The 26,084-nt window shown below is 47.9% G+C and carries 18 protein-coding genes and 1 riboswitch; of the genes, 1 reads left to right on the top strand and 17 read right to left on the bottom strand.

Annotated features, from left to right (window positions below):
* Positions 1-5: 5 nt before the first annotated feature.
* From WKT10_RS03675 to WKT10_RS03600, 16 genes are all read right to left on the bottom strand, one after another.
* Entirely contained in the window at positions 6-1,682 is a 1,677-nt protein-coding gene (locus tag WKT10_RS03675; RefSeq protein ID WP_340275518.1) for an efflux RND transporter periplasmic adaptor subunit, read from the bottom strand.
* Positions 1,683-1,694: 12 nt separating this feature from the next.
* Positions 1,695-2,867: an S-layer homology domain-containing protein gene (locus WKT10_RS03670; RefSeq protein WP_340275516.1), complete on the bottom strand. Its 1,173-nt coding sequence runs from the start codon at positions 2,865-2,867 to the stop codon at positions 1,695-1,697.
* Between the two features lie 113 nt (positions 2,868-2,980).
* Complete coding sequence (cls, locus tag WKT10_RS03665) at positions 2,981-4,534, bottom strand: cardiolipin synthase (RefSeq protein ID WP_340275514.1); 1,554 nt, start codon at positions 4,532-4,534, stop codon at positions 2,981-2,983.
* 147 nt (positions 4,535-4,681) lie between these two features.
* Entirely contained in the window at positions 4,682-6,046 is a 1,365-nt protein-coding gene (locus tag WKT10_RS03660) for a uracil-xanthine permease family protein (protein ID WP_340275512.1), read from the bottom strand.
* An 80-nt stretch (positions 6,047-6,126) separates the two neighbouring features.
* Positions 6,127-6,618 carry a xanthine dehydrogenase subunit XdhC gene (gene xdhC, locus WKT10_RS03655; RefSeq protein WP_066547877.1) on the bottom strand — a complete coding sequence of 164 codons (492 nt, stop codon included), beginning with the start codon at positions 6,616-6,618 and terminating at the stop codon, positions 6,127-6,129.
* Positions 6,611-7,501, bottom strand: coding sequence for a xanthine dehydrogenase subunit XdhB (gene xdhB, locus WKT10_RS03650; protein ID WP_340275510.1), 891 nt, complete (start codon positions 7,499-7,501; stop codon positions 6,611-6,613). Before xdhB ends, xdhC begins: the two co-directional genes overlap by 8 nt.
* Positions 7,502-7,521: 20 nt before the next feature.
* Positions 7,522-9,948, bottom strand: a complete 2,427-nt coding sequence (gene xdhA, locus WKT10_RS03645) for a xanthine dehydrogenase subunit XdhA (RefSeq protein WP_337433789.1) — start codon at positions 9,946-9,948, stop codon at positions 7,522-7,524.
* 179 nt (positions 9,949-10,127) lie between these two features.
* Positions 10,128-10,223, bottom strand: a riboswitch (purine riboswitch).
* A gap of 142 nt (positions 10,224-10,365) precedes the next feature.
* Positions 10,366-11,646, bottom strand: a complete 1,281-nt coding sequence (locus WKT10_RS03640; protein ID WP_340275507.1) for an O-acetylhomoserine aminocarboxypropyltransferase/cysteine synthase family protein — start codon at positions 11,644-11,646, stop codon at positions 10,366-10,368.
* A 383-nt stretch (positions 11,647-12,029) separates the two neighbouring features.
* Entirely contained in the window at positions 12,030-13,337 is a 1,308-nt protein-coding gene (locus tag WKT10_RS03635; RefSeq protein WP_337433790.1) for an O-antigen polymerase, read from the bottom strand.
* The gene (gene ptsP / locus WKT10_RS03630) at positions 13,337-15,058 is read right to left on the bottom strand and encodes a phosphoenolpyruvate--protein phosphotransferase (protein ID WP_340275505.1); all 1,722 of its coding nucleotides are present in this window, start codon (positions 15,056-15,058) and stop codon (positions 13,337-13,339) included. The genes WKT10_RS03635 and ptsP overlap by 1 nt, the downstream gene beginning before the upstream one ends.
* An 82-nt stretch (positions 15,059-15,140) precedes the next feature.
* Entirely contained in the window at positions 15,141-15,404 is a 264-nt protein-coding gene (locus WKT10_RS03625) for an HPr family phosphocarrier protein (RefSeq protein WP_066547853.1), read from the bottom strand.
* 36 nt (positions 15,405-15,440) lie between these two features.
* On the bottom strand, positions 15,441-16,748 hold the full coding sequence (locus WKT10_RS03620; protein WP_337433791.1) for a CdaR family protein: 1,308 nt from the start codon (positions 16,746-16,748) through the stop codon (positions 15,441-15,443).
* Positions 16,726-17,613, bottom strand: a complete 888-nt coding sequence (cdaA, locus tag WKT10_RS03615) for a diadenylate cyclase CdaA (protein ID WP_066547848.1) — start codon at positions 17,611-17,613, stop codon at positions 16,726-16,728. Before cdaA ends, WKT10_RS03620 begins: the two co-directional genes overlap by 23 nt.
* A 33-nt stretch (positions 17,614-17,646) precedes the next feature.
* Positions 17,647-18,618 carry an ABC transporter permease gene (locus tag WKT10_RS03610; RefSeq protein ID WP_337934070.1) on the bottom strand — a complete coding sequence of 324 codons (972 nt, stop codon included), beginning with the start codon at positions 18,616-18,618 and terminating at the stop codon, positions 17,647-17,649.
* Positions 18,615-19,046 carry a hypothetical protein gene (locus WKT10_RS03605; protein ID WP_066547840.1) on the bottom strand — a complete coding sequence of 144 codons (432 nt, stop codon included), beginning with the start codon at positions 19,044-19,046 and terminating at the stop codon, positions 18,615-18,617. The genes WKT10_RS03610 and WKT10_RS03605 overlap by 4 nt, the downstream gene beginning before the upstream one ends.
* 112 nt (positions 19,047-19,158) lie before the next feature.
* Entirely contained in the window at positions 19,159-23,106 is a 3,948-nt protein-coding gene (locus tag WKT10_RS03600) for an EAL domain-containing protein (protein ID WP_340275499.1), read from the bottom strand.
* A gap of 282 nt (positions 23,107-23,388) precedes the next feature.
* Between WKT10_RS03600 and WKT10_RS03595 the strand changes: the two genes are divergently transcribed.
* A complete protein-coding gene (locus WKT10_RS03595; protein WP_066547824.1) occupies positions 23,389-24,684 on the top strand; it encodes a glycosyltransferase family 2 protein in 1,296 nt (431 codons plus the stop codon).
* A gap of 8 nt (positions 24,685-24,692) precedes the next feature.
* Here WKT10_RS03595 and WKT10_RS03590 read toward each other — a convergent pair whose 3' ends face one another.
* A complete protein-coding gene (locus WKT10_RS03590) occupies positions 24,693-26,078 on the bottom strand; it encodes a phospholipase D-like domain-containing protein (RefSeq protein WP_340275496.1) in 1,386 nt (461 codons plus the stop codon).
* Positions 26,079-26,084: the final 6 nt, after the last annotated feature.

Here is a 26,084-nt window from a genome sequence, read left to right as displayed (position 1 = left end):
TTCTGTCAGCGGCCGCCGGGACCGCCTCCCATTCCACCTCCTGGGCCGCCTCCTGGGCCGCCTCCCATTCCGCCTCCGGGCATCATCATCACAGCATCGCTGCTCTGGCTGGATTCCGCCACATAAACCGTATCTCCTTCAGAAAGCCCGCTTTTGATTTCCACATAGCTGTCGCTTATAAGGCCTGTTTCTACCTCCACGGCTTTAAAGCCTGCGGGGATCGGTCCCTGCTGCTCAGTAACTGTATCGTCCTTTATGTAGACCTGATTTCCCCTCATAAGCGCATCTACGGGAATTGAAAGCACATCCTCTGCCTGATCCAGGGTAATAATACCGTCCACATTCATACCCGGAAGAAGATCTCCTGCTTCATCCATGGTTACCGTTACCGGATAGGTGCTGACTCCGTTTGAATAGGTACTCTCCAGGCTTACGTTTGTAACCGTACCTGAAAAGGTCTGCCCCTCATAGGCATCGGCCGCCACAGCCACTTTCTGGCCCACTTCTACTTCTTTGATATCCAGTTCATCAATGGACATTTCAAAGGTAAGACTGGACAGGTCATAGATCACTGCAAGAACGGTGGTATTACTGGTGTTCTTTGTAATATTATCCCCCACCTTATAATTCTTTGTGATGACCTGGCCGGAAATGGGAGCTGTGATCGTATAATTGTCATAGCTGTCCTGAGTGCTCTCCAAATGGCTCTGGGCCGACTCCACGCTCTCCTGGGCCTTATCCAGACTGTCCTTGTAGCTCTGGATCAGCTTATCCGCCGTTTTTGCCGTCATGCGGAAAACAGGTGTTCCCTTTGTAACGTAATCGCCTTCATTTACCAGCATCGCCTCTATTTCTACGCTGGATGAAAGGTCTGCCTCCATAGAGGTATCAATGGAAGCCTCAAAAAGCCCTTCCTCACTTCCGATCCACTCGCCTACCCGGGCAGACGCTCTGGTAGAAACAGTCAACCCACCAGGATTTGCCACTGTAAAGGTCACATACTGTACCAGACGCCCTCCGGAAAGAGCTTCCTCTCGGTTGGCAACTGCCTTAACCGACGCTTCCACCTGTTCTCCTGAATCAGTCAGCGTAAGGACAGCGGAATTTCCCGGGGTAATCTGGGCTGCTTCGCCGGAAAGGAAGGGGATCCGTATCTCCATCACATCATCACTGTACAGATCCGCCAGCTTTGTATTTCCGCTTACCTTATCGCCTGCACTGATATAAAGTTCCTTGATATATCCCGATTCTGTGGCCTTATATGTATTTCCGCTGTAATCGCTTAAGGCCTGATTATAATCCTCCAGCGCATCCTCATAGGAATTCCGGGACCGGGTCAGGGTATTTTCAGCGCTGGTAAGCTCCGTTGTCATGCTGGAACTGTCGATCTCATAAAGCACCTGATCCTTTTGCACCTGATCTCCCTCTTCAAAAGCGGCGGCAACCACCTCGCCCTCAACCATGGACGTGATGCTGTATGTATCCTTTGCCGCCAGAGTACCGGAGGAGGATAGTTCAGAGGTAATGGTTCTCTTTTCCACGGCTGCCGTATTAAGGCTTTGGGCCCGGGCTGCAGCCGCAGCCTTTGTTTTTTTATTTTTCCAAATCATAAGGCCGGTAAGAAGTACTGCCGCTGCCAGAAGAGCCGCCAGCAGACGAACCCATAATTTTTTCTTTTTCATCTCGTTTCTCCCTTAATATTCAATCGCATCCACTGCCGTATAGCTGCTTCCGCTTCTGCTGCACACCAGCACCACATCGTCCCCCACTTCCAGATTTCCATAGATGGAAAACAGATACTGAAGTTCCGAAGAGTCCAGACTGATATTCAGATAGCCGTCGGAATCCACATCCTCGCTGGTATCAAAATCATCGTCTGAATTTGCCTCATCCACCTCGATGCGCACCGAGGTCGGCGTCATCACATCTGTGGACTGATAGTAGATATTTTTGATCTCTCCCTTGATGAGCACATAGGTGTTGTTGCCCGAATCATCCTTTATATCCCAGCCGGTGGTCGTATACGCCCAGATGGTTTTTGACTTCACATTGTAATACAGTACTGCAAAACCAGACTGCTGCTGGGAAGCCTTTACCGCCGCCAGGGTGCTTTCCACGCCGTTTAAAAACACATTGGCATCCTCCGTATCAAAGGGTACAGACTGGGCCACGCTGAAATTCTTATGGACCAGGATGGGGCCTTTGCGCTCATCCTCCAGTATGGAAATGGGATTGATCTCCCCATCTGAATTCAGCTCGCAGTCCAGCACGGTTCCGTATATCTCGTTGCTGTCCTTCTTTTTTGTTTTCAGCAGATTATAAAAAATATTCATGCAGTCCGTTTCCGTAATCGCTTCATCCGCCTGACAGCTCACATCTTCATTCAGTTCCAGATGATTAAATTTCGAAATCCTGGAGCTGGCCATCTCTCCTGTAAAATCCTCATCTGTATAGCCTAACAGCGTTAAAACGGCCTTCACTGCGTCCTTATATAAAACAGGCTCCTCCGGTTTGAAATTGCCGCCCAGATATCCGCTCATCCAGCCCTGAGAAGCTACCACACGGATATAGACCGCGTTTGGATGGTCTGCCGGCACATCCGCATATACCGACACGCTGGAAGAAGGAAGATTTTCCCGGTAGCTGGACGCCTTTACCAGCATCTTCGCAAAATCTCCTCTTGTGATCTGCCCCCGGAAGCTGGAAATCTCCATGATTCCCGTAAGCTTTACTACCTGACGGCGCAGGTCAAAATTGGCGCTGGAAATATTGTCTGCAAGCACTGTAAGAGACAAAAAGGGCGAAACGGCAAACGAAACAGCCAGAGAACCACAGATAAAGCGGCCATAGGATTTGGAACCTTTCATACATAAACTCCTCTAAGTAATTATACATATCAATGATTAACTGTCACTAATGTACCATCCGTTTGTGACGATTTTGTGTTCTGGCTGTGTATTTTTTGATAAACAAAAAGCGCCTACATAAGAGGCGCGATCAGACGCAGCAGCCTTCCTGCCTTGCGGCCCAGCCAGCTGTAGCTATAACAGGTTTCAAGGGTGACCGGAATACATTTTTTTAGTGTTTCCTGATAATCCGCTTCGATTTTTTCAATAACCGGATTGCGGTATAAAAAAGTGCCGCACTCAAAATGCAGGTACAGACTGCGAAAATCCAGGTTGATGGTTCCCACCGTGGCTTTCTCATCATCACTGGCAAAAACCTTCGCGTGGACAAAGCCCGGTTCATATTCAAAAATCCGGACTCCTGCCTTTAAAAGCTCCGGATAATAGGTTCTGGCCAGCAGATAGGCATATTTCTTATCCGGAATATGAGGCATAATGATAATAACCTCCACTCCCCGTTTTGCCGCATAGCACAGGGCGTCCTTCATGCCGTCATCCAGGATCAGATACGGCGTCATAATGTGGACATATTCCTTTGCCTGGCTGAGTATGTCCAGATAGACCTGCTCGCCGATCTGTTCCTTGTCAAAGGGGCTGTCCCCATAGGGGATCACATAGCCTTTCTCCATCCGTCCGGCTGCGGCTTCTCCTGCCGGAGCAGAAAGATATTTCCTGTAATCCTCTTCCTTTTTCTCTGTCACATCCCACATCTGAAGAAACATCATGGTAAAGCTCTTTACCGCATCTCCCCTTACCATCAGAGCCGTATCCTTCCAGTGGCCAAAGCGCACTTTGCGGTTAATATATTCATCTGCCAGATTTACTCCTCCGGTAAAGGCACAGCGGCCATCAATGACTGCAATCTTTCGATGATCCCTGTAATTCTGATGGGTCGAAAGCACCGGGATAATGGGAGAAAACATTTTACAGCGGATCCCTTTCCGTTCCAGCTGCCTGGGATAGTGAAACGGAAGAAGCATCAGACAGCACATTCCGTCATACATCACCCGGACTTCTACTCCTTCATTTACCTTTTCCTCCAGAACCTTTAAGATCTCATCCCACATATATCCCCTGTCAATGATAAAAAACTCCATAAAAATGAAATGCTTTGCCGCCTTCAGCTCTTTCATCAACCGTACGAACATATCCTCTCCCAGGGGAAAATACTCGATGTCCGTATTTTTATATACCGGCGCTCCAGCCATACGTTCCAGGTAATCCGCCAGTCCGGCCGTACGGCCGTCCAGGGCCTCAAGTTCCTTCCTCACATCCTCATTCTGGTTCAGATAGGGTCTTGTTTTGGCAGTGGATGCTGCCAGACGTCTGGCCAGAGCTTTGGTCTGAAACTGCATCTGTACGAAAATGTATAAAAGTACGCCGAACACCGGTATCACGAGTACCGGTATGATCCAGGCCATCTTAAAGCTGGAATCAATAGGTTCATTTAAAATGGCGATCACTGCAAGAGCACTTAAAAGCACACAGAGAATATAAAAATAATGAAGATACCCATTCAAAAACTTAAACGCCGCTATAAATACCCAAAGCTGCAGCCCCAGCCCTGCCATTACAAAAGCAGTCCTGCCAAAGATGATCCTAAAAAGACCTCTCAGTTTTTTCTTCATATGTATGTCCCTTTCTTCTAAAACAATGGCCCCATATTCTTTCCCGAGAGAAAATACGCGGCCAGCCCCAAAGAAGCTAAACCGCGTATTATTATCTCATATATTTTCTTTTCTGGCAAGTATACGAAGCTGCCTCCATTCTGGCCGCTACTGCTGATCGATCTTTTTCACGTCCATATCTTTTGGAAGGATCAGGCTTAAAACAATAGATACTACAAACACTACCGCTACCACATTGGCAGAAAATACGGACTGGATCATCGGCGGGAAGATATCCCAGATCCCGACCTCGCTGGCTGTGGTAAAACCGATTCCGATGGATAAGGACAGCGCTGCAATGGTAATATTTCTCTGAGAGAAACCGCAGTCAGCCACCATCTGAATACCAGAGGTTAAGATAGTTCCAAACATCATGATCGTACATCCGCCTAATACTGCGTCCGGAAGGGAAGCAAAGAAATTTCCCACCGGCGGAAGAAGTCCTGCTAAAATCATGCAGGCAGCGCCCGTCATGATCGTAAAACGGTTCACTACCTTTGTCATATTGACAAGGCCTACGTTCTGTGAAAAAGAAGTTACAGGAGGACATCCAAAGAGACCGGAAATAACGGAACCATAGCCGTCACAGCCCAGAGAACCTGAGATTTCCTCTCCTGTGATCTTCCGGTTTAATCCGCCTGCTACCAGAGCAGAGGTATCGCCGATGGTCTCAGCCGCAGACACCAGGAAAATGATACATGCGGAGATAATAGCTCCCGGATAAAATTCCGGCTTAAAGGGCATCAGATGGGGCAGGGAAATGATTCCACCGGACATGATCATAGACAGATCTACCTTTCCCATGGTGATCGCCAGAATATATCCTACTACCAGGCCGGCTAAAACGGAAAGCTGCTTTAGATATCCCTTTGCAAAAATATTCCACAAAAGACAGGCAGCCAGTGTTACGGTTCCAAGGATCAGGTTCTGGGCAGAACCGAAATCATCATTATAGCCGCCGCCAAAAGATCTGGCTCCTACTGTAAAAAGTGAAAAACCGATGGCTGTTACTACAGAGGCCGCTACGATCGGAGTAATGATCTTTCTCCAGTATTTTGCCATCAGTCCTAAGGTTCCTTCAAAGAGACCTCCCACCAGAACCGCTCCTACTACAGCCGGATAGCCGTAATTGGCTGAAATGGTACTGAGCACCGTTACGAAGGTAAAACTTACACCCATAACCACAGGAAGCTTTGATCCGATCCGCCAGATGGGATAAAGCTGGATCATGGTAGCAATGCCTGCTACAAACATGGCGTTCTGCAGAAGCATACCCAGCTGGGCCGGTGTAAGCGGCGTCTTGGACGCTCCCGCAATAATGGTGATCGGCGCCAGGTTTGAAACGAACATGGCTAAAATATGCTGCAGTCCAAAGGGAATAGCCTTTCCGATGGGCACTCTTCCCTCCAGTCTGTATATGTTGTTAATACTGCAGTCTGCTGCATTTCCTGCTGTTTTTGCTGTTTTCCCCATACGATTTACCGCCTCCATTCTCATGCCGGCAGCTGTCTTTATTTATCTCCCCAGACCAGACATCTGCCGGCACACTCATTCTATGCTTCTTTATGTGTGGTCTGATATACTTCTTCCACAATCCGTTCCATAGCGTTTAAAATGTTCTCATAGCCCGTGCAGCGGCACAGATGACCGGAAATGAGCTTTTTAAGCTCTTCGCGGTTATACTTCTTTCCCGTTCCCACGATCTCAACCGCACTCATGATCAGACCCGGCGTACAGAAGCCGCACTGGACGGCCGCCTCCTCAATGAATGCCTTCTGGATCGGAGAAAGCTCGCCGTTTGGCCCCTTTAAGCCTTCTACGGTCATTACGCTCTTTCCATCTGCCCACATGGTCAGATAAATACAGCTGTCAATGGCCTCTCCGTTTACCAGTACCGTACAGGCTCCGCACTCTCCTACCTCACAGCCCTTTTTCACCGAAGTCAGCCCCAGGCGCAGACGCAGAGTATCTAAAAGGGACTCTCTCTCGTCCACTGCCAGTTCATGCTCTTTTCCGTTTACTTTCATATGTATGATCTTAAGCATTGCAATTACCTCCTGCTCTTGTGATAGATTCTGCCAGTGCACGCTTTGCTAACTCCTCAATGAGCTGTAAGCGGAATTCCTTGGATGCTCTCCAGGAAGAACGGGGATTTACTTCTGTGAGCGCTGTTTTTGCAAACTGCTCTGCCGCCTCTTTGTCATCCACTCTTGCTCCTTTTAAGCCTTCCTCTGCGTTCCGGCAGCGAAGGGGCGTAGGTCCTGCCACTCCGTAGCCCAGACGCACATCCTCAATGACCGTCTTGTCTTCTGAAAGCTTTACCCGGACTGCACAGCCTAAAGTGGCAATCTCCATGGCCTTTCTCTTTCCGTACTTTACATACTGGCCGTACCAGCCCTCATAATCCTCTTTTGCAATGAGAAAGCCCGTACATACCTCTTCTCTGGCTCTTACGGTCCGTCCGGGACCTGTATAAAACTCGCAGATGGGAACGATTCTCTCCCCTTCCGATCCCACTAGGATCACTTTGGCATTTAAGGTCCACATGGTAGAAGCTGAATCTGCAGAAGTAGCTCCATTGCAGATATTTCCGCCGATGGTTCCTGTGTTGCGGATCTGAGGTCCACCCACCATATCCACTGCCTCACCCAGCATGGGGATCAGCTTCTGGATCAGGGGATCATTTGTAATATGGGAAAATGCAGTAGCTGCTCCGATCCAGAGATCTCCGTTTTCCAGAACATTTACTCCCTTAAGCTCCGGAATATTGTGGATAGATACAAGGGCTTTTCCTGCATCCTTTCCCTCTCTTACACGGATCAGTACGTCGGTACCACCGCTGATCACCTCTGCATCCGGCTCATTTACCAGAGCCTGCACAGCATCCTGTACATCCTTTGCCTCGTAAAATGATTTTATATCAAACATGCCTTATTTCTCCTTCCTTCTTAAATAAGTCCCTTTTCTTTAAACGCTGCGATCAGACGCTGGGCTGTCATAGGCGCTGTATTCATATGTACGCCGGTTGCATGAAGGATGGCGTTCCGGATCGCCGGAGCAACCGGAATTGCCGGCGGCTCGCCCAGAGATTTGTTTCCATAAGGGCCTGTAGGATCGTCTAACTGGATAAATTCCACATGAAGCTCCGGAGCATCCATAGCGGTAGGGATCTTGTAATCCAGAAGGTTATTATTTAACGGTTTTCCAGTCTTTTCATCTACTAAAAGCTCCTCAGAAAGTCCAAAACCAAGGCTCATGCTCATACCGCCGTGTACCTGTCCGGCGGCTGTCTTCGGATTGATCAGGATACCGGAGTCATGGACATTGATCACATCCTTTACAGTCACAAGACCCAGAGGCATATCGATTTCCAGATCCACAAAGCAGCAGCCGGAAGCAAAGGTATTGTCCTTGCACTGGTTTGTAACCTCTGCTGTGATATGGATAGAGCGGTCTAAGGAATAGAACGCTGTATCAGCTACTACCGCCACATCAAAGAGTACCGGATCGCCGCCGTTTACAACCACCTGGCTGTCCGCAATGTCTAACATCTCCCAGGTAATTTCCTCCTCTGCATGAAGCCCCAGAACCTGACGTACCTTACCGGCAGCCTCCTTTACAAGATCTGCATAGACCGTCTTTGAAAGATCTGTCACATCATGGTTCAGCATATAGGCAGCATACTCTAAGACCTTCTGACGGAACTCTAAGGCACACTTTTTGCAGGCCATGCCGGATACATAGGTCTGACGGGACGCATAAGCACCTGTATCAAAGGGAGTTACATCCGTATCCTGTGTGGAATTGATATATACCCTGTCTACGCTGATTCCAGTAGTCTCTGCCGCCATCTGGGTGAATACGGTATCTGCTCCCTGTCCGATTTCCGTAGCGCCCATGGAAAGCTGGATGGAACCGTCCTGATTTAAAGTAATGCGGGCAGAAGCAGTTTCCAGAGAAATGGGATAAACGCCTGTTTTGTAAATAAACATCGCCATTCCCACACCTCTTCTCACCGGTCCGTTCTGATTCTTATAGGCCTCTCTCTTTTCGTCCCAGTGAATGTACTCCCGGCCTTTTTTAATGCACTCGGTCAGGCCATATGTATGGAATGTAATACCGTTGGCCGGATCCACAAAGCCTGCATCCAGACAGTTTTTTAAGCGGAATTCACAGGGATCTATACCGACTGCATCTGCCATATCATCTGTCAGACACTCTGCAAACCAATCTGCCTGGGGGATGCCGTATGCTCTCATGGCTCCTGCCGTAGGGGAAGAGGTATAAACGGTCCAGCAGTCTACCTCTGTACCCAGCCGGTCTTTATACAGATCCTTAAATACATTTCCGCAGTTGGCGCAGATAGCGTGACCATGGGAGGCATAGCCGCCGTTATTGGCAAAGGCCTCCAGCCGTCTTGCAAGTACGGTTCCGTCCTTTGTAACAATACCCTTGCACACGCCCTTGATCGCATGGCGGGTACGGGTTCCAGAAATGGTTTCCTCGCGGCTGATCTCCATCCGGACGGCTCTTCCGCCTACACTCATGGAAAGGAAGGCATTTAACGGCTCATAAAGTACATCCTGCTTGTTTCCAAAACCGCCTCCGATATAGGGCTTAATCACGCGAACCTTACCAACTGGGATTCCCAATGCCTGAGCCGTTACACGGCGTACAATATGGGGAAGCTGCGTGGAAGAAACAATGGTCACTTTTCCGTTTGTATCCACATAGGACCAGGAAACGGGAAGCTCAATATGGCAGTGGGAAATCCTTGGAGTATCATATGTTTCATCAATCTCCACCAGATTTTCCTCTCCGTACTCTTCAATGGCTTTCTTTCTTCCCTCTTCAAAAGTAAAATCAGAAGATCCCATGGTCATATGGGAATGAACGACTACGTTGTCCTTTCTGAGATCGGGATGAAGAGGTGTTGCCTCCGGCTTTAATGCCGCTTCTACGGTAACAATGGGTTCGTACTCCTCGTACTCAACCTTGATCAGACGAGCCGCCTGAGCCGCAGCCACTTCATTTTCAGCCACAACTGCCGCAATATCATCCCCATAAAGGCGGACTCTCTGATTTAAAAGCTTTCTGTCACAGATATCCTGATGCTTTAACTCCACGCTCCAGGGATGACCTGCGGTGGGAAACTGGATATCCGGAACATCAAAACAGGTGACGATCTTTACCACCCCCGGCACCTTTAACGCCTCGTCCAGATCAAAGCTCTTTACAAGGCCATTTGCAATGGTGGAATGGACGACTTTTCCATGAAGGATATCTCTGGGTTCCAAATCTGCGGTATACTTGGCTTCACCGGTCACTTTACCGAAAGCGTCCACGCGTGTGATTTCCTGGCCAACAACTTTCATTGTATTTCCTCCTTACTTTACTGTCTGTTTCTGCATCCCGAACGATCGTTCCGATTCTTTCATCCTCGGATAAACGGACAGCTCTCTTTTTATACCAATGCCGCAAGCATGAATTTTTCAGGTAAAAATAACTGTTAAAATCCAACAACGCCCAGCTTATAAACAGGTACAAAAAAAGAGCTGACTACATAAATGTATGTAGTCAACTCTTAAGGTAGTTGGTAGAGACTCTGGGCCAATCCCCAGGATATACATATCAGACAATTTGCTTTATTGAATTATCTATATTATATACCCTTAAAAAAATTTAGTCTATCTGCATTTTTCTCAAATATTTTCTTTATTTTTATGCATTTTTCACAAAAACAACCTAAAAATTTTTGCATTTTATCGTTATATTTTCACAAGAATAACGTCTTATTCCTCTAATGCCTGACGAATATCTTCTATGATATCCTCTGCGTCCTCAATACCGACGCTGAAGCGGATCATGGACGGATCAACGCCTGCCTCTACAAGCTGCTCATTGGTCAGCTGTCTATGCGTATGGCTTGCAGGATGAAGAACGGCTGTGCGGGAATCAGCCACATGGGTTTCAATGGAGCAGAGCTTTAACCGATCCATAAATCTGGCTGCTCCCTCTCTGCCGGATTTTAAGCCAAAGGAAATAACGCCGCAGGTACCATCCGGCATATATTTCTTTGCAAGCTCATAATATTTGTCGCCTTCCAGTCCGGGATAATTTACCCAGGCCACATCCTCTCTGGATTTCAGATAGGAAGCTACCTTATATGCATTTTCACAGTGCCGGGGCATTCTCAGATGAAGGGTCTCAAGGCCTACGTTGATCAGAAAGGCATGCTGGGGAGACTGGATCGATCCAAGGTCACGCATCAGCTGTGCAGTAGCCTTTGTAATATAGGCCATTTTCCCGAATTTTTGCGTATAGATTACACCGTGATAGGACTCATCCGGCTCTGTCAGGCACTTAAACTTATCGTGGTGAGCCTCCCAGTCAAAATTGCCGCTGTCTACGATACAGCCGCCTATGGTCATGGCGTGGCCGTCCATGTACTTGGTGGTACTGTGGGTTACAATATCTGCTCCCCACTCAAAGGGACGACAGTTGATAGGAGTTGCAAATGTATTGTCCACAATCAGGGGAACACCATGGTCATGGGCTGCTTTTGCAAATTTTTCAATATCCAGAACCGTTAATGCAGGGTTGGCAATGGTCTCTGCAAATAATGCCTTTGTATTGGGGCGGAACGCTGCTGCCAGCTCCTCTTCAGTGGCATCCGGGCTTACCAGGGTACATTCCACTCCCATTTTAGGGATCGTAACCGTAAAAAGGTTCGTTGTGCCGCCGTAAATAGCCGCAGAGCTTACCACATGGTCTCCTGCCTGACACAGATTCATCACCGCATAAAAATTAGCCGCCTGGCCTGAGGAAGTAAGCATGGCGCCCACACCGCCCTCCAGCTCGCAGATCTTGGTTGCGACCGCGTCATTGGTGGGGTTTGCCAGTCTTGTATAGAAATATCCGTTTTCTTCCAGATCAAACAGACGTCCCATCTGCTCGCTTGAGGTGTACTTAAAGGTCGTGCTCTGGTAAATAGGCAGCTGTCTTGGTTCGCCGTTTTTCGGCTCCCAGCCACCCTGAATACAGATAGTGTCTAATGAACGCTTTTTTGTCATACTTCTCTTCCTCCTGGGGTCGGTTTCCGTAAAATTTGATACTGTTTGGAACAGCTGCTTTTTATTATAACCCAGGTTGGGTGGGGATTCAACTTGAAATTGTGAGAGTTGTCGTATGGGCGTCCTGCCTCCTGTCTGTCCGGGCTCAGGTTTCCGGCCATAAGAAGATCTAAGGGGCCTGGATTTTTCTAAAAACAAGAGCCACATCAAAAACTCGCTGCGCTCAGACAGGTTTGATGTGGCTCTTAACGAAAAATCCAGCCTCCTAAGACCTTCTAATGACCTCCAAAAATCGCCCGGACAGACAGGAGGCAGGACGCCCCGGCTGGGGATATAATAGCCGATGGGACAAAAATTAATATAATCTCTGATACTGAATGTGTTTAAGCATCTACATAGAGATATACCAATCCTGATAAGATCAGGTAGAACCAGGTGGTTGGGTTGGAGAACCAGGTGGTAAAGAAGGACAGAACCATGTACATGGCGATCTGGGCGTAGATGATGTGGCCTGCGGGGCAGGTGAGTTTTTTCCTGAAACGGACCAGGCCGTAGCAGGCCGCGCCCAGAAGGGTTCCGAAAAAGATCATGCCGAAAACGCCAAAATCGTAGTAGGCATCGTAAAATAAGGTGACCGTCGTCAGTTCCTCTTTTGTTACATATAATGGAAAGTTCACAAGAGACGGAAACAGGAATTTAAGGCCTGTCAGCGCCCATAATGGAAACAGTCCCTTGAGTCCGAAGCTGTGGCGGCCCAGCTGTTCTACCAGGCAGTTGAAGTTGTCGTAATTATTAGCAATGTAGATATAAGGCTGGGTGATGAAAATGGGCATATGGCTGTTTTTCATCTCAAAGATGCCGTTTAAATATTCTACACTGTGGCTTCTTAATACGGTGAGGATCAGGTAGGCCGGGATTAAAAGGACGATCAAAATTCCTGCGTGTATCAGACTGAAGCTTCCGGTCATAGAGATATAGGTGAATACCGCCATGCCTGCTGCAAGGATCAGCTGAAATCTGGATACACATAAAAGCGGGATAGAAAGAGCCACCACATCCAAAACCACTGCCAGCCAAAAGCCTCTGTCTCTTGTAAGTCCTCTTCCCCGTCTGGCTGTCATTACGCTGTAAACCACGGAAAGACTGGGAACCAGTACGCAGGATACGGTAAAGTAATGAACTCCGCTGATGTGGAACTCTGAATAGGCGTGAGGTACGCCGTAAGAAAACATGGGAACAAAGCCCAGTCTCCAGGCCTCAAATAAAAAGGCCAGAAGGGATACTGCAGTGATGACGCTCATGGAAATCAGGATGCGCTTTGCCTGCAGAGGCGATTCCCCGGAGGAAAAAAAGCGGTAAACTGACTGCATGTCCTTTTCCGACCAGCCGTCAAAAAGACGGGTGAGTATCTCAAAGACCGTCCAGAAAAAAACGACAGCCAGAAAAAGGCTGATCCAGGTCATAAGCGCCCAGTCGGTCTGAAGCCTGGAAAGCTTAAAGCAGGAGATTCCCTGTCCGCCCACAAAAAAGAGATAGAACAGTCCCCGAAGATGGATTAGGTTTCCTGTTCTCATATAATCCTTTATATACAGCCACAGAGCTGCTCCTAAGAGCACAAGGCCGGACAGCACATAAATGTGCTGCCAGGCCAGGATAAAACTTACAATGTAACAAATGAGGTAAACTAACATCAGTCGGTCATCTTCTCCATAAATTCTTTCATATAAGCTTCCACTTCTGCCGCTGTAGCAAAGCTCATTGCCTTCTCTGCCACTGCCTGCAGCTCCTTAATGCTAAAGCCTGTTACCAGCTTTCTGGTGCGCAGCACTGCAGAGGCGCTCATACTGAACTCATTTAAGCCAAAGGCAAGCAGCAGCGGAACCATCATGGGATCGCTGGCAGCCTCGCCGCACATTCCTACCATAATGCCTGTTTCCCGTCCGCAGGCAATAATATGGCGGATACTTCTAAGGACAGCCGGATTAAAGGTGGAGTAAAGGTAGGAAATCTTTTTATTTCCGCGGTCTACCGACATGGTATACTGGGTCAGGTCATTAGTTCCGATGCTGAAGAAGTCTGCTTCCTTTGCAAAAATATCAGCGATCAGGGATGCTGCCGCAGTCTCCACCATGATACCTACCTGAATATCCTTCTTATAGGCAATTCCCTTTTCATCCAGTTCCTTTTTGATCTCTTCGATCAGGGCCTTTGCCTCTCTGAATTCATCGATACAGGTTACAAGAGGAATCATGATGCGGATGTTTCCAAATGCACTGGCTCTTAAAAGGGCGCGCAGCTGAGGCTTATAGATATCCTCCTTACGATCCAGGCATAACCGGATAGCACGGTAGCCAAGGAATGGATTTTCATCCTTTTCAAGTCCCATATAAGGAATTTCCTTATCGCCTCCGATATCCAGGGTACGGATGATCACCGGCTTTCCGTTCATAGCGGCAGCTACCTTTTTATAAGCCTCAAACTGCTCCTCCTCTGTAGGCATTGCAGTGCGGTCCATGAATAAGAACTCCGTACGGAACAGACCGATTCCCTCTGCGTCATACTGAAGCACCTTATCAATATCCTCAGGCTTTCCGATATTGGCTACAATCTCAACCTGTACACCATCCTTTGTCACAGAGGGCTGTCCGATATATTTTTCCAGCTCCTTCTTATCCATTAAAAACTGCTCTCTCTTTGCCTCGTAGGCAGCCTTTACCTCTGCCTCCGGATTTACATAAACCTCTCCGGCGCTTCCGTCAAGGACAACCGTGTCTCCATCCTTTACCTTATCTAACAGGCCGTTTACGGCAACTACCGCAGGAATCTCCAGGGCTCTTGCAAGAATTGCACTGTGGGAGGTACGTCCGCCAAGTTCTGTTACAATACCGGTTACATTCGCCGGATTGATGCCTGCTGTCATAGACGGGGTCAGATCCTTTGCCACCAGGATCGTTCCTGCCGGAAGGGCAGATACGTCCACAGACTGAAGTCCCATCAGGGTACGCTGCATACGCACCTTAATGTCCCGCATATCGGTCGCTCTCTGCTGCATCAGCTCATCGCCCATGGACGCGAACATATCTGCATACATATTGCAGACATTTTCAATGGCAAACTCACTGTTTACCTTATCATTCTGAATAGAATTTTCAATCTCCCCTGTCAGCATCGGGTCAGATAAAAGCATCATATGGCCCTGCATGATCTCGGCTTCCTTTTCACCCACACGGGCAGCCAGATCCTCAGCCATTTTTTGGGTTTCAGCAATGGTTGTTTCCAGCGCTCCCTTAAAACGCTGCACCTCTGCCTCTGTATCGTTTACTTCTCTCCTTGTAATGATAAGCTCTGCTTCCTCCACAATCACCGCAGTACCGATGCCGATACCGTCAGAAGCATTTGTTCCCTTATACATATGTATTTCCTCCTTAATATTTTGAAATCCCGGCCCATACCGGTATTTCCTTATTTATACTCACAACCTTTGGTTGCCGTCATCATTCTCCCAGACGGTCGTCCACCAGACGGATAATGGCTTTAAGAGCCTCTTCCTCATCGGAACCATCACAGATAAATTCCACTTCCTCACCGCATTTGACACAGGCTCCAAGAACGCTTAAAACACTCTTTGCATTGGCCGTAACGTTGCGGACCCTGAAGGATATTTTTGATTTAAACTTTAACGCTTCCTTGCACAAAATTCCTGCCGGCCTTAAGTGAAGGCCGGATGGATTTTTAATTATAGTTGCCTCATTTACCATATAACTTCACTCCTGTCTTATCCATAATACACGCTGCTATGACTGCTCGGAAGCAGAGGCGCTTTCTTCCTCTGTCTCTGCCTGGCTTTCCGTTTCCATGCTCTCTTTTGATTCCTCTGTCCGGTCATGGACAATGATCTGAAGAGGATCACAGCTTACCAGCTCATAGGCGGCTCCCAGCTGAAACGTTACTTCTGCCGTATGGGTTCCGGGCTGCATATCGCTTACATCCACCTCTGCCTCCAGGCTTTCCTCGGTCAGCTGATCCAGATCCTCCGCCAGCCCCTTGATGGTAACCGTGATCTGATCCCGGTCAAACTGATAGCTATAGTGGCTGGATGCACCTACCTGGCGGACTGCATCGGCTCCCAGCACAATATCCTTTGTTTCAAGAGGCTCTACCTTGATGGTAACCGTAATCTGACTTTCCTCTCCTGCAAGAGATACTCCGTCCGGCAGATACTGTTTCAGATCAATATTGACCTTGCGGTCTGAATCAGCTCCGTCCATATTCAACTCTGTCTTCGGAATGGTAATGGAATTGATTCCCGCCAGATCGGATTTAAGTCCGACTACTTCCACCGAGTTAATGCTGGACTCAATCCCTGTATAGCGGTATCCTTCTGCCACACGGCCCTCTGTTTCAAAATTCAATCCCAGATTCTTTACCTTGAGAATAGACTGATCATAATCCGCCTCCGTCCGGCTTAAAATAACCCGTTCATCCAGGGCAATCTCCTCGCCATTGGCATCGTAACATTTAATGGGCCTGGTACCGGTAAGATCCTCCGTCGCCCCGCTTAAGTCGATTTCAATCCCCACGCTGCTGATCTGTCCTACCAGAGACTGGGGGCCGCTTACAACGATCTTAGAGGGTGACAAACTGACGCTTCCCTGGCGGTAGCCTTCCTCCGCCTTTCCTACATATTTAGGCGTAAGCTCAAAAGGCTTCTCCTGCAGATCCTCTGTCCTTACACGGATCACTCCCGGCTTGGCCTCTACCGAATCCACACGGTTATTTTTAACCTCTATCTTGACAGGAACTGCACCTGTAGGCTCATACATATCTGCCAGATCAATATAGGCTCTGAAATCTGAAGGAGAAACACCTCCTGCGTCCAGAGTCCGGACCTTGTAGGAAACAGTAACCGTACTCCTGTCGTCTAAAAGCTCATAGGTCTTTTTACTGGAGGTAAGCACAGATTCATTGATCACATCCAGAGACACGATCTGGGTTGCTGTAATATCAGGGTTTGATATATTTACCACAGCCAGCCATACAAAGAAAGCGATGAATACGGAAAGAATTTTCAGTTTTAAATTATTTATCAGCTTTTTTTCCATTGATCAGCCTTCCCTTCCATAACCTAAACCGACTGCCAGACGGTTCGGCTGTTTCCCGGATCCCGGACAGGATCGTTCTGAGGGTTTCCGCGTCAGATACCGTCTGAAGATGTCCTTCCTGAGCAACGGAAACACGTCCCGTTTCCTCTGATACAACAATCGTCAGGCTGTCTGTACTTTCACTAACGCCTACTGCCGCACGGTGGCGTGTTCCCAGAGCCTTGTTGATGGACATATTATCCGACAGAGGCAGGTAGCAGGTAGCTGCTGCTACCCGATTTCCCCGGATCACCACTGCTCCGTCATGAAGAGGGGTATTGTGCTCAAATATATTGATCAGAAGCTGGCTGCTGATCAGTCCGTTGATCTCAATTCCCGTACGCTCAATCTCCTTTAAGGAGGTGCCGCGTTCAATCACCATCAGAGCTCCCGTCTTTACCTTTGCCATTTCAAAGGTGGCGCGGACCAGCTCATTGACCGTACGCTCATTAAATCCGCTTCCTTCTTTACCGGAAGAGTCTACCGGAAGAAAATTGGTAATAATATTCTGGCTTCCCAGCTGCTCCAAAGCCTTTCTGAGTTCCGGCTGAAATACAACTAAAAGAGCCGTTACCGCAATGGCTGTAATATTTTTGATGATCCAGAGAATGGTATCGAGCTTAAACAGCACCACAACCACTGAAAAGGCAAAAATCACCAAAAGGCCTTTTAGAAGAGTCCAGGCTCTGGTGTTTTTGATCCAGACCAAAAGCTCGTAGACAAGAAAAGAAATAATAGCGATCTCCACTATATTTTTGGCTGAGATCCTGGGCAGCAGAGACAGCCAGGATGACAGCTTATCCAGCACTTCCAGAAAAATATCCATCTTCTATCGCCCTCCTCTCACAAATATCATATGTTACGGCTGCCTTGTTCCTCCCGGCTCACGCTCTCTTGCGCTCCGCCTGTGCGTATTGATCTTTTTTACCCGCACATCTGTGGTACTCATAGTCATCTTTGGAACAGCTTTTACATAGTAGTAATAGTCATCGTCCTCAAACTGCACATACTCCGTGCGGGAGTAGTCTACTGAAAAAATAAAGAAATTATACAAAGCCGCCAAAGCCGCCGACACCAGCATCCCCACAACCATTTCAAGAGGTGCTGCCGGCACGCCAAACACAAAATCACCGATAAAGATCACCACAAGCTCTGCTACAGAACCTGTCACAATGGCTGCCAGCCAGGCATAGTCAATGGAAAGGCGGCGGATCAGGTATACCACAAGAATACCTACCGCACAGGTAGCGATCATCACCGTCATGGTCTGATTTAAAAATACGGACCGCACAATCTGGCTGTAGCGCTGTACCATGTCCACGGCGGCTTCTCCTGTGAGAACGCCTGCATTCTGCTTTACATACATGATAAGGTAGTAAAAAAAGATGCCGCAGCCCACAGGGATCACGGAACTTAAGCTTCCTCCCAGTCCTACCAGAAGCGGAACCGCATAAGGGATTTTAAACAGAAATGCCAGCGGCGTAAGAACCATAAGCCAGCTGTCTCCCGGTTTAAAGCCATAATAAAGGATGCCTATTATCATCATCACAAGAACCGCGATCAGCGCCATTTCTACAGACACCGCATACAGATGAACTGCCAAAAATCCCCCTATGAGAAATACCAGCATACAGTTGGGAAGCAGCGTTCCGACCAGGCAGACCATAAAAACCACCAGTGGATTCTTAAGTTTTGCCATATATCCAACAGTAGAATTGATGCTTAAAACAGTGCACAATGTAAACAGAAAGCGGATCAGCGGATGGAGCAGCTGATTATATTTCTGATAAAATCCCTTCAGATGCTCTTTCCAGAGCAGCAGTCCTGTCATATAGCTCTTCCTCCCCGTTTTTCTCTGCCTGTATCCGGCTGGTCTTTTCCATATCGTCTGATCAGATGTTTTAAGCGGGCTGTAAACATCGTCTGGCTCCGTGCGGCTATCTCATAGCGCCGGGAGCTGATCTTCCAGGTAACGGCAAGATATAAAACCAGACCTCCCACATATGCAAACGTCCCGTTTTTAATCCAGCCAAGAACCGTGTCGGGCCCGGCCCCGCCCAAGATCACATCCAATCTGTACATCGCCCAGGTGAAAACGATCAAAAGGAAGCTGAAGGTATAGCCGAAAAAGCCCCTGAACATCTGACCGCCCACATAATCGCTCCTAAAAAAACGGTTTACGGGAAAAATCTTTCTGCCTTCATTCTTTTCAAATATGGCCAGCTCTGTCATATAGCGGATCTTCTCTTCATTCAGCATAGGAACGCTCCTTATTATATGCCCGGAAATGATTTACAGGCACAGGATTCTCAAAATATGTCAATTCAGTATACCACAACTTTTTATATTTTGCGACACTTTAAATGAACTTTTATTTTTGTATGTCCGAAAAGGACAGACAGGTTTCTTTAAAGCAATCGCCCGGAAGCGGCTTATTAATATAGTAACCCTGGATCATATCGCAGCCCATTTCTTTTAAAATATCTGCCTGTTCCTTTGTCTCCACGCCCTCGGCCACCGTACGGATCTTAAGGCTTTTGCAGGCCGCAAATACGCTCTGGGCCACAATTCCCGCCTTTGGATTGTGGAACATATCTGTGACAATGCTTCGGTCTATTTTCAGGATCTTGATCGGGAGATCATAAAGCACATGGATATTGCTGTACTCCGTTCCGAAATCGTCCAGGGAAATACCATAGCCGGCCTCTGTAAATGCTGTGGTAATGGCCTTCAGGCTGATATTGTCTACTGCGCTGATAGTTTCTGTAATCTCAATGGAAATAAGCCTGTGCGGAATACGATAACGGTCTGTAATACCGCAGGTTTCTTCTAATATCCCCGGCTCTAAAATCGTAATTCTGGAATAATTAAGAGAAACAGGAAATCCTTCCCAGCCTTCATCCAGCCACTGGCGCATCAGGCGGCAGCTCTCCTCCAGCACAAAAAGGTCAATATAGCGGATCAGCCCGGCCTTTTCAATTTCCGGCAGAAATTTATCCGGCGTAATTACACCCTTTCTTTCATGTTGATAGCGCACCAGCGCCTCTGCTCCACAGATACGGCCTGTTTTTAAGTCTGCCTTGGGTTGGAAAAAAGCAGTAAACCCGCCTCTTTTTATCGCCTGTTTAAGCTCAGAAAGCATTCGGGCTGCGGCAGGCGTCCTTCCGCCATAGGCCCTGGTACTTCTCTGGTTCATGGCGATCTGCAGTTTTTCCTCCACCTGCTGCTGAAGCTTCATGGGCGCCTGAACCTGAGCTGTCCACACATATTCGCAGAGAATCTGCCCCGGACACAGCGTTTCTGCTTCCATCTGAAACCGCCTGCCTTGTTCCTCAAACCGGTCTTTTGTTACATCTGCAAAACGGATCAGAAAGCCCGCTCCACTGATGCGGTAGCAGTCCGCCCCCTTAAAAATTTCCCGTATCTTCTCTCCCAGCTGTGCTAAAAGCCGGTCGCCTCCTGCATGGCCATAGCGCTGATTATATCCCTTAAAATCCCAGATATGGATCCCTGCTACTCCCATGGATGAATAGATTTCCTGATTTTCGTGGCTCAGGCACCGGATATAGGACTGATAATTTAAAAGCCCGGATTCCCTGTCATGGGTCATAACATAGCTGTATTTTTCCTGCATCAAACGGTACTGGGCCATCTTTCCCACAAAGCCAGACATTTCCCTCAATACTCTGGAACACTGTTCCTTATCCCATACCCCTTCTGCTACAAGCAGGCCTGTAAGGCAGTCTCCCCAGCAGCCAGTCCACAAAAGCGGGAATTGATACGATGTTTCTTCCAGCAGGCCTTCCAGCTCCCCATAGGCAGCTTCCTCCCTCTTTTCTGCTTCAAACACCTGTTCCTGTCCAGATCTTGCACCCAGACATTCCCATAAAAGAGAAGCTTCTTCTGCTGGAATAAAAGAAAGCCTCTGCGCAGCCGCTGCTTCTCCAAAGGCCGGTGGTATAATACCGGTATCCCCAATTTTGAAGCATTCTCTTAAAAGCTCCCAGGAAAGCTCCTGCCTCTCTGCTGTCTCACTCCTCTCCCCATAGACCTTCATCTGGTTTTTGCCCTCATATTTAGCCCGTTCCAGAGCTTTTAAACTCCTGTGATACAGCTGGTCGTATGTAACGGTTTCCTCACAGCTGCAGCAAAGACCTGCCGACCAGCTCATATACAAAAGCTCGTTCCCCGCCTGATACGTCCGGCACAGCAGCCTGCGCAGTCTGCCAGCCTCCTCCCTGATCTCATCTGCTGAGGAGATATCAAAGTAAAAGATGAGAAATACATCCTGCTCCAGCCGTCCTGCCACGGAAAGGGGCGGAAGGCTGCTGCGCAGGATCGTGCTGGCCTGACGGAGAACCTCTTCCTTTTCGCCTCTGGACCAATTTTTTCCTGTTTTTGAAAAATCATCCATATCCAGGATCAGCGTAGCATGAATACCGTTTTTGCTGTTTTTATTTTCCAGTATGCTCTGGATCATAAGGCGGACGGTTGTCTGATCATAAAAACCGCTGACAATATCAGTTCCGGCTTTGTATTCCAGCGCCAGCTCTCTCTTTTTCTGCTCATCAATGTTTCTGGCATAGCCATATAAAAGAAGATCTCCGTCATTCTGCCGCACTGCATGGAAATCCATTCTGGCCCACCGGATCCTTCCTTCCCTGTCCTTTTCCCTGAATTCAAAGGACGGAACTGCCCGTTTTAAAGTGATATCCCGCAAGATCTCTTCTCTGTTATATCTGAGTCCAAACCGCTTCCTGTCATCCTCGCTGGCAATATGGCTGTTGATGTAGCCTAAAAGGAAGGAAAGGCTTCTGTCACTGCTCTCTCTGTTAAGCTTCTCATCCAACCCCCAAAGCTCCTCCAGCCGTTCTCTGGTCAGATTGAAACGGAAGGAAAAAAGAAGTTCCTTCTCTCCCAGAGTTTTATCCGCACTTCCCTTCGAAGCCCGTATAATAGCCGTCGTCAAAAAGGAATCCAGCTCCTTTTGTCCCACCGTAGTTCTGGCAATTCCCGGTTTTGGAGCCATCAGGCTCTTTTCATGTTCTTTATCCAGATTGCGGATCACCCCTGCAAACAGCTCCGGGCGGCCATTTCCATCTCTGTACATCCGCCCTCTGCATAAAAGATGCTTCCATGTGCCGTCTGCTGCCTTCGCCCGGTATACAATGGCATGGCGGTCTGCCCTTCCGTCTGCAATCTCCTGATTACTGTCCAAAAACATTCTTGCGTCATCCGGATGGATCCTGCGTTTCCAAAAGGAAGCTGCATTTTTTACCACCTGCCCGGGAAGCCCAAAGTCCTCCGCCATCTGCCAGGTATAACGAAACTCTCCTGTCTTCAGATTGCCTACAAAGATATAATCGTCAATACTCTCCGACAGGGCGTCTAAAAGCTGGTCTTTATGATAGGAAAAAGCGTTTCCTCTCGTCGCCGCTTCTTTGCTGAGCCGTCTGGCTGCCTGCTTTCCGGATAATATGTGATAATCTCTCTTGCGTATATACATCTGCATATCCGCTACGGAAAGAACGTCGGAAACAGAGAGCCTGTGGCCTCCATTCACAGTCACCAGACCGTAGCTGAAGGTTGCCTCATAATCGATGCCAACGGACTGTCTGCGCTCCTTTAAGCGCGCAAGGATTTCCTCAAGAATACCGGCTGCCTGATCAGAATCCTTATTCTGGAAAACCAGAATGAACTCATCTCCGCTGAGGCGGAAAGCAAAATCAGAAGCCTCTATTCCTTCCTGCATGGTACAGGCCGTAACCTTTAAAAAACGGTCGCCTTCCAGATGGCCATATGTGTCATTGACCCATTTCAATCCATTTAGATCGCAAAGAGCTACCGTACAAAGCCCGTCCTCCTTTAAGGAGGAAAGAACCTCGCTTAGATGATTTTTTCCCGCATTTCGGTTTAAGAGCCCGGTCAGTTCGTCAATAGAGGCCTCAATGGACAGCTGAAGAAAGGAGGTAATATCCACGGAATTCTGTATGTGATACCTGCGCCCGTCCCATTCCTCCAGCCAGTCATAATTGATATAATCACGGCCTGAAGCCTCATTGTGCTCCCGCCAGACAATGGCTTCTCCCAATTCTTTGTCAGCCAGAGCCGGTATTTTGCAGAAAGGACAGGGTTCCTTCATATCCTTTTGCAGAATCTCCCAGCAATATTTCCCCTCCGGCATTTCACAGTTAAAAGCCTCCTTGATATATCCGTTGGTATAAAGAATCTCATGTGTAACAGGGTCTGTAATATAGAGGCTGGACTGCATCCGTTCTATAATCCTCTTTAAAAATTCCGCATCAAATTCATAATCCATACTCCTGCACCCCTCTGCCGTCTATTCTCTCTTTCCTGTCCGGAAAAGAAATGTATTCTGTCATTTATTATATCCGCAGTTCCATGTAATGTAAATAGTGAACCAGACAGATACGCTGTTTATCATTCATAATTGAATACTATATGAAGTAAATATTAATTTTTTATGAATTTGTTTAAAACTCTTGTATTATTTTAAAAATATGCTATTTTTTTATATTGATTCTAATACTGTGATTCTGTATCACAAACAGGATCCAAATATCATGTAAAGAGGTTAGATATGAATACACTGCGAATGCTTCATTATTTTAATTTTGTAATGGCCACTATCTTTGTTGTGTTTTATTTCTATCAGATTGGCTATCTGCTGTTAGGTCTGTGGAAACGGCACACAAAAGAGACAGATGTCTCCCATGCCCTTCACCGCTATGCAGCTGTGATTTCTGCCAGAAATGAGGCAAATGTAATCGGCGGCCTGATCGCAAGCCTGAAGGCCCAGGATTACCCTTCCGAGCTTCTTGATATCTATGTGATCGCCGATAACTGTACCGATAATACGGCTCAGGTAGCCTTAGAGGCAGGCGCCAAGGTATACCGCCGCTTTAACCGCCAGCTGATCGGAAAGGGCTACGCTTTGGATTATCTGTTTAAATGTCTGTCCGCTTCCGGAAAGGATGTTTATGACGGCTACTTTGTATTTGATGCCGATAATTATGTAGATCCCAATTTCGTACGGGAAATGAACAATACATTTGACGGCGGCCACTATGCGGCTCTGACCAGCTACCGCAATTCCAAAAACTTCGGAGCCAACTGGATCTCTGCCGGATATGGACTGTGGTTTCTGCGCGAAGCCCGCTTCCTTAACTTTCCCCGTATGCTTTTGGGAACCAACTGTGCCATTTCCGGCACCGGGTTTCTGGTATCCGGAGAAGTCATCCGTGAAAAGGGAGGCTGGCCCTTCCATCTTCTGACCGAGGATATTGAATTTTCTGTAAACTGCGCCATTGATGGAAAAGTGATCGGCTACTGTGACAAGGCCGTTATCTACGATGAACAGCCCGTAGACTTTAAACAGTCCTGGAGACAGAGACTGCGCTGGTCTAAGGGATTTTATCAGGTTGACTGGCACTACAGCCTGGATCTCATCCGCGGCTGCTTCCGTCCGGGCAGAAAGGGTTTCTCCTGCTATGACATTTTTATGACGGTAGCACCGGGAATGTTTTTTACCCTGGCAGCACTGATCATCAACGTGGTCATGCTGGGCGCCTATCTTACAGAACCCGGCTATATTGCCCGGATGATCGTGGAGGAAAATATCTTCTTTCTTGGAAGGACGCTTGGAATGTTTTATGTGAGCCTTCTGATCTACGGCGCTATCACCATGGCGGTAGAATGGAAACAGATCGCCATGTCTGCGGGCAGGAAGATCCTTTATACCTTCACCTTCCCGATTTTTATGTTTACCTATATTCCGATCTCTGCCGTTGCCCTTGTCAAAAAGGTAGAATGGAAACCCATCTGCCATGGAAATACGGCCGGAGAGCTGATTCCAAACAAGGGACAGGGGCGATAGGATTTCCCCTACAGCACATGGCGGAAAGGACTGATTACGATCCGAAGAAGCGCGTATACAGCCCTTTTTGCCATATCCTGCTCCCTCGGCTCATAATTTTGTCCGTCCTCAGTCCGGCCATCCGGGCTCATGTGGCGGCTTTTTTCTTTTAATGGTCGTGCCTGTTCACGGATAGAGGCGTTTAATTCAGGGCAGTCTACTGCCAGCATCATTTCCGTATTCAGATATACGCTGCGCATATCAAAATTGCAGGATCCTATGATGCTCAATTCCTCTCCTACTGCCAGCGATTTGGTATGCTGCGCCTGGTCTCCCAGATACTCATAAATATGGACTCCAGCCTGGCAGATCTTCTTTTTCTGATTAAGATAATCGGTACATCCAAAGGGGTTGGTGCCGCTTTCTACGGCATTAATCACAATGTCCACTCTGGCGCCCTTTTCACAGACAGAGCGAAGATCCTCATACATCTTTCTGCTGCAGATCATATAGGGAGTCTGTACCAGGATATCTTCTTCCCCTTCCATGGCTGCGATCATCCTTTCCCATACAACAGGCTCCTTATTTTCCGGCTCTGTGGGATTCGTCCACAGTTCAATCCCCCTGGTTTCCATGGTAGCCTTCTCCCAGTCCTCTTTTGAATAAATCCGGTCAAAGGCTTCCGGATACCGCTCTTTCACCCGCTCACAGCACTGCTCCAGCCCGCCTATACCGCCTTTTGCATCAAACTCCTTACAGCAGGGCTGATTCCAAATCTCATGAAAATATGCTTCCAGCGCCTGAAAAGAACTACCTTGTCCCGGCTTCTCTCCATAGACCAACAGATCCCTATCCTCGTTATAGCTTTCCTTATAATATCCCAAAAACCGGTTGTCTGTATTTCTGCCTCCCAAAATATACCCCCAGTCATCTGCGATCAGATACTTGTCGTGCATCCTGTAATTCGTCCTCCAGGGCCTGAACAGATCAATGGGATTATAAAACCGGGCTTCCACCTGCTCATGGGAAACCAGCTGCTTAAAATGACTGCTGTCTGACAGAAAAAACATTCCATTGATTCCGTCTACCAAAATCTGCACCTTCACGCCCCTCTGAGCCGCCTCCCACAAAGCCGCCATTATATCCTGTCCGCTTTCCTCATCTCTGAAATCAAAGGTAGTGAGAATGATCCGTTCTTTAGCAGCCCCGATCAGTCTCAGTCTCCAGATCAGAGCCTCTTTATTATCATCAATACAGAGAATCCGTTCCGGCGTACTAAAGCTATCTCCTTCTGCATCCTCCCCTGGGCCATATCCTGCTTCTTTATGAAACAGCGGCGGGATCACCAGACAAAGGATCACGAATAAAAGCCACAAAAGCAATATCAGAACGGTATATCGAAGCCATTTTTTCATTTGCAG

Source organism: Enterocloster sp. HCN-30185, assembly GCF_037890305.1.
Classification (GTDB): domain Bacteria; phylum Bacillota; class Clostridia; order Lachnospirales; family Lachnospiraceae; genus Enterocloster.
The sequence above is the reverse complement of the archived record's forward strand: the minus strand, read 5'-3'. Positions and strand labels throughout refer to the sequence as shown.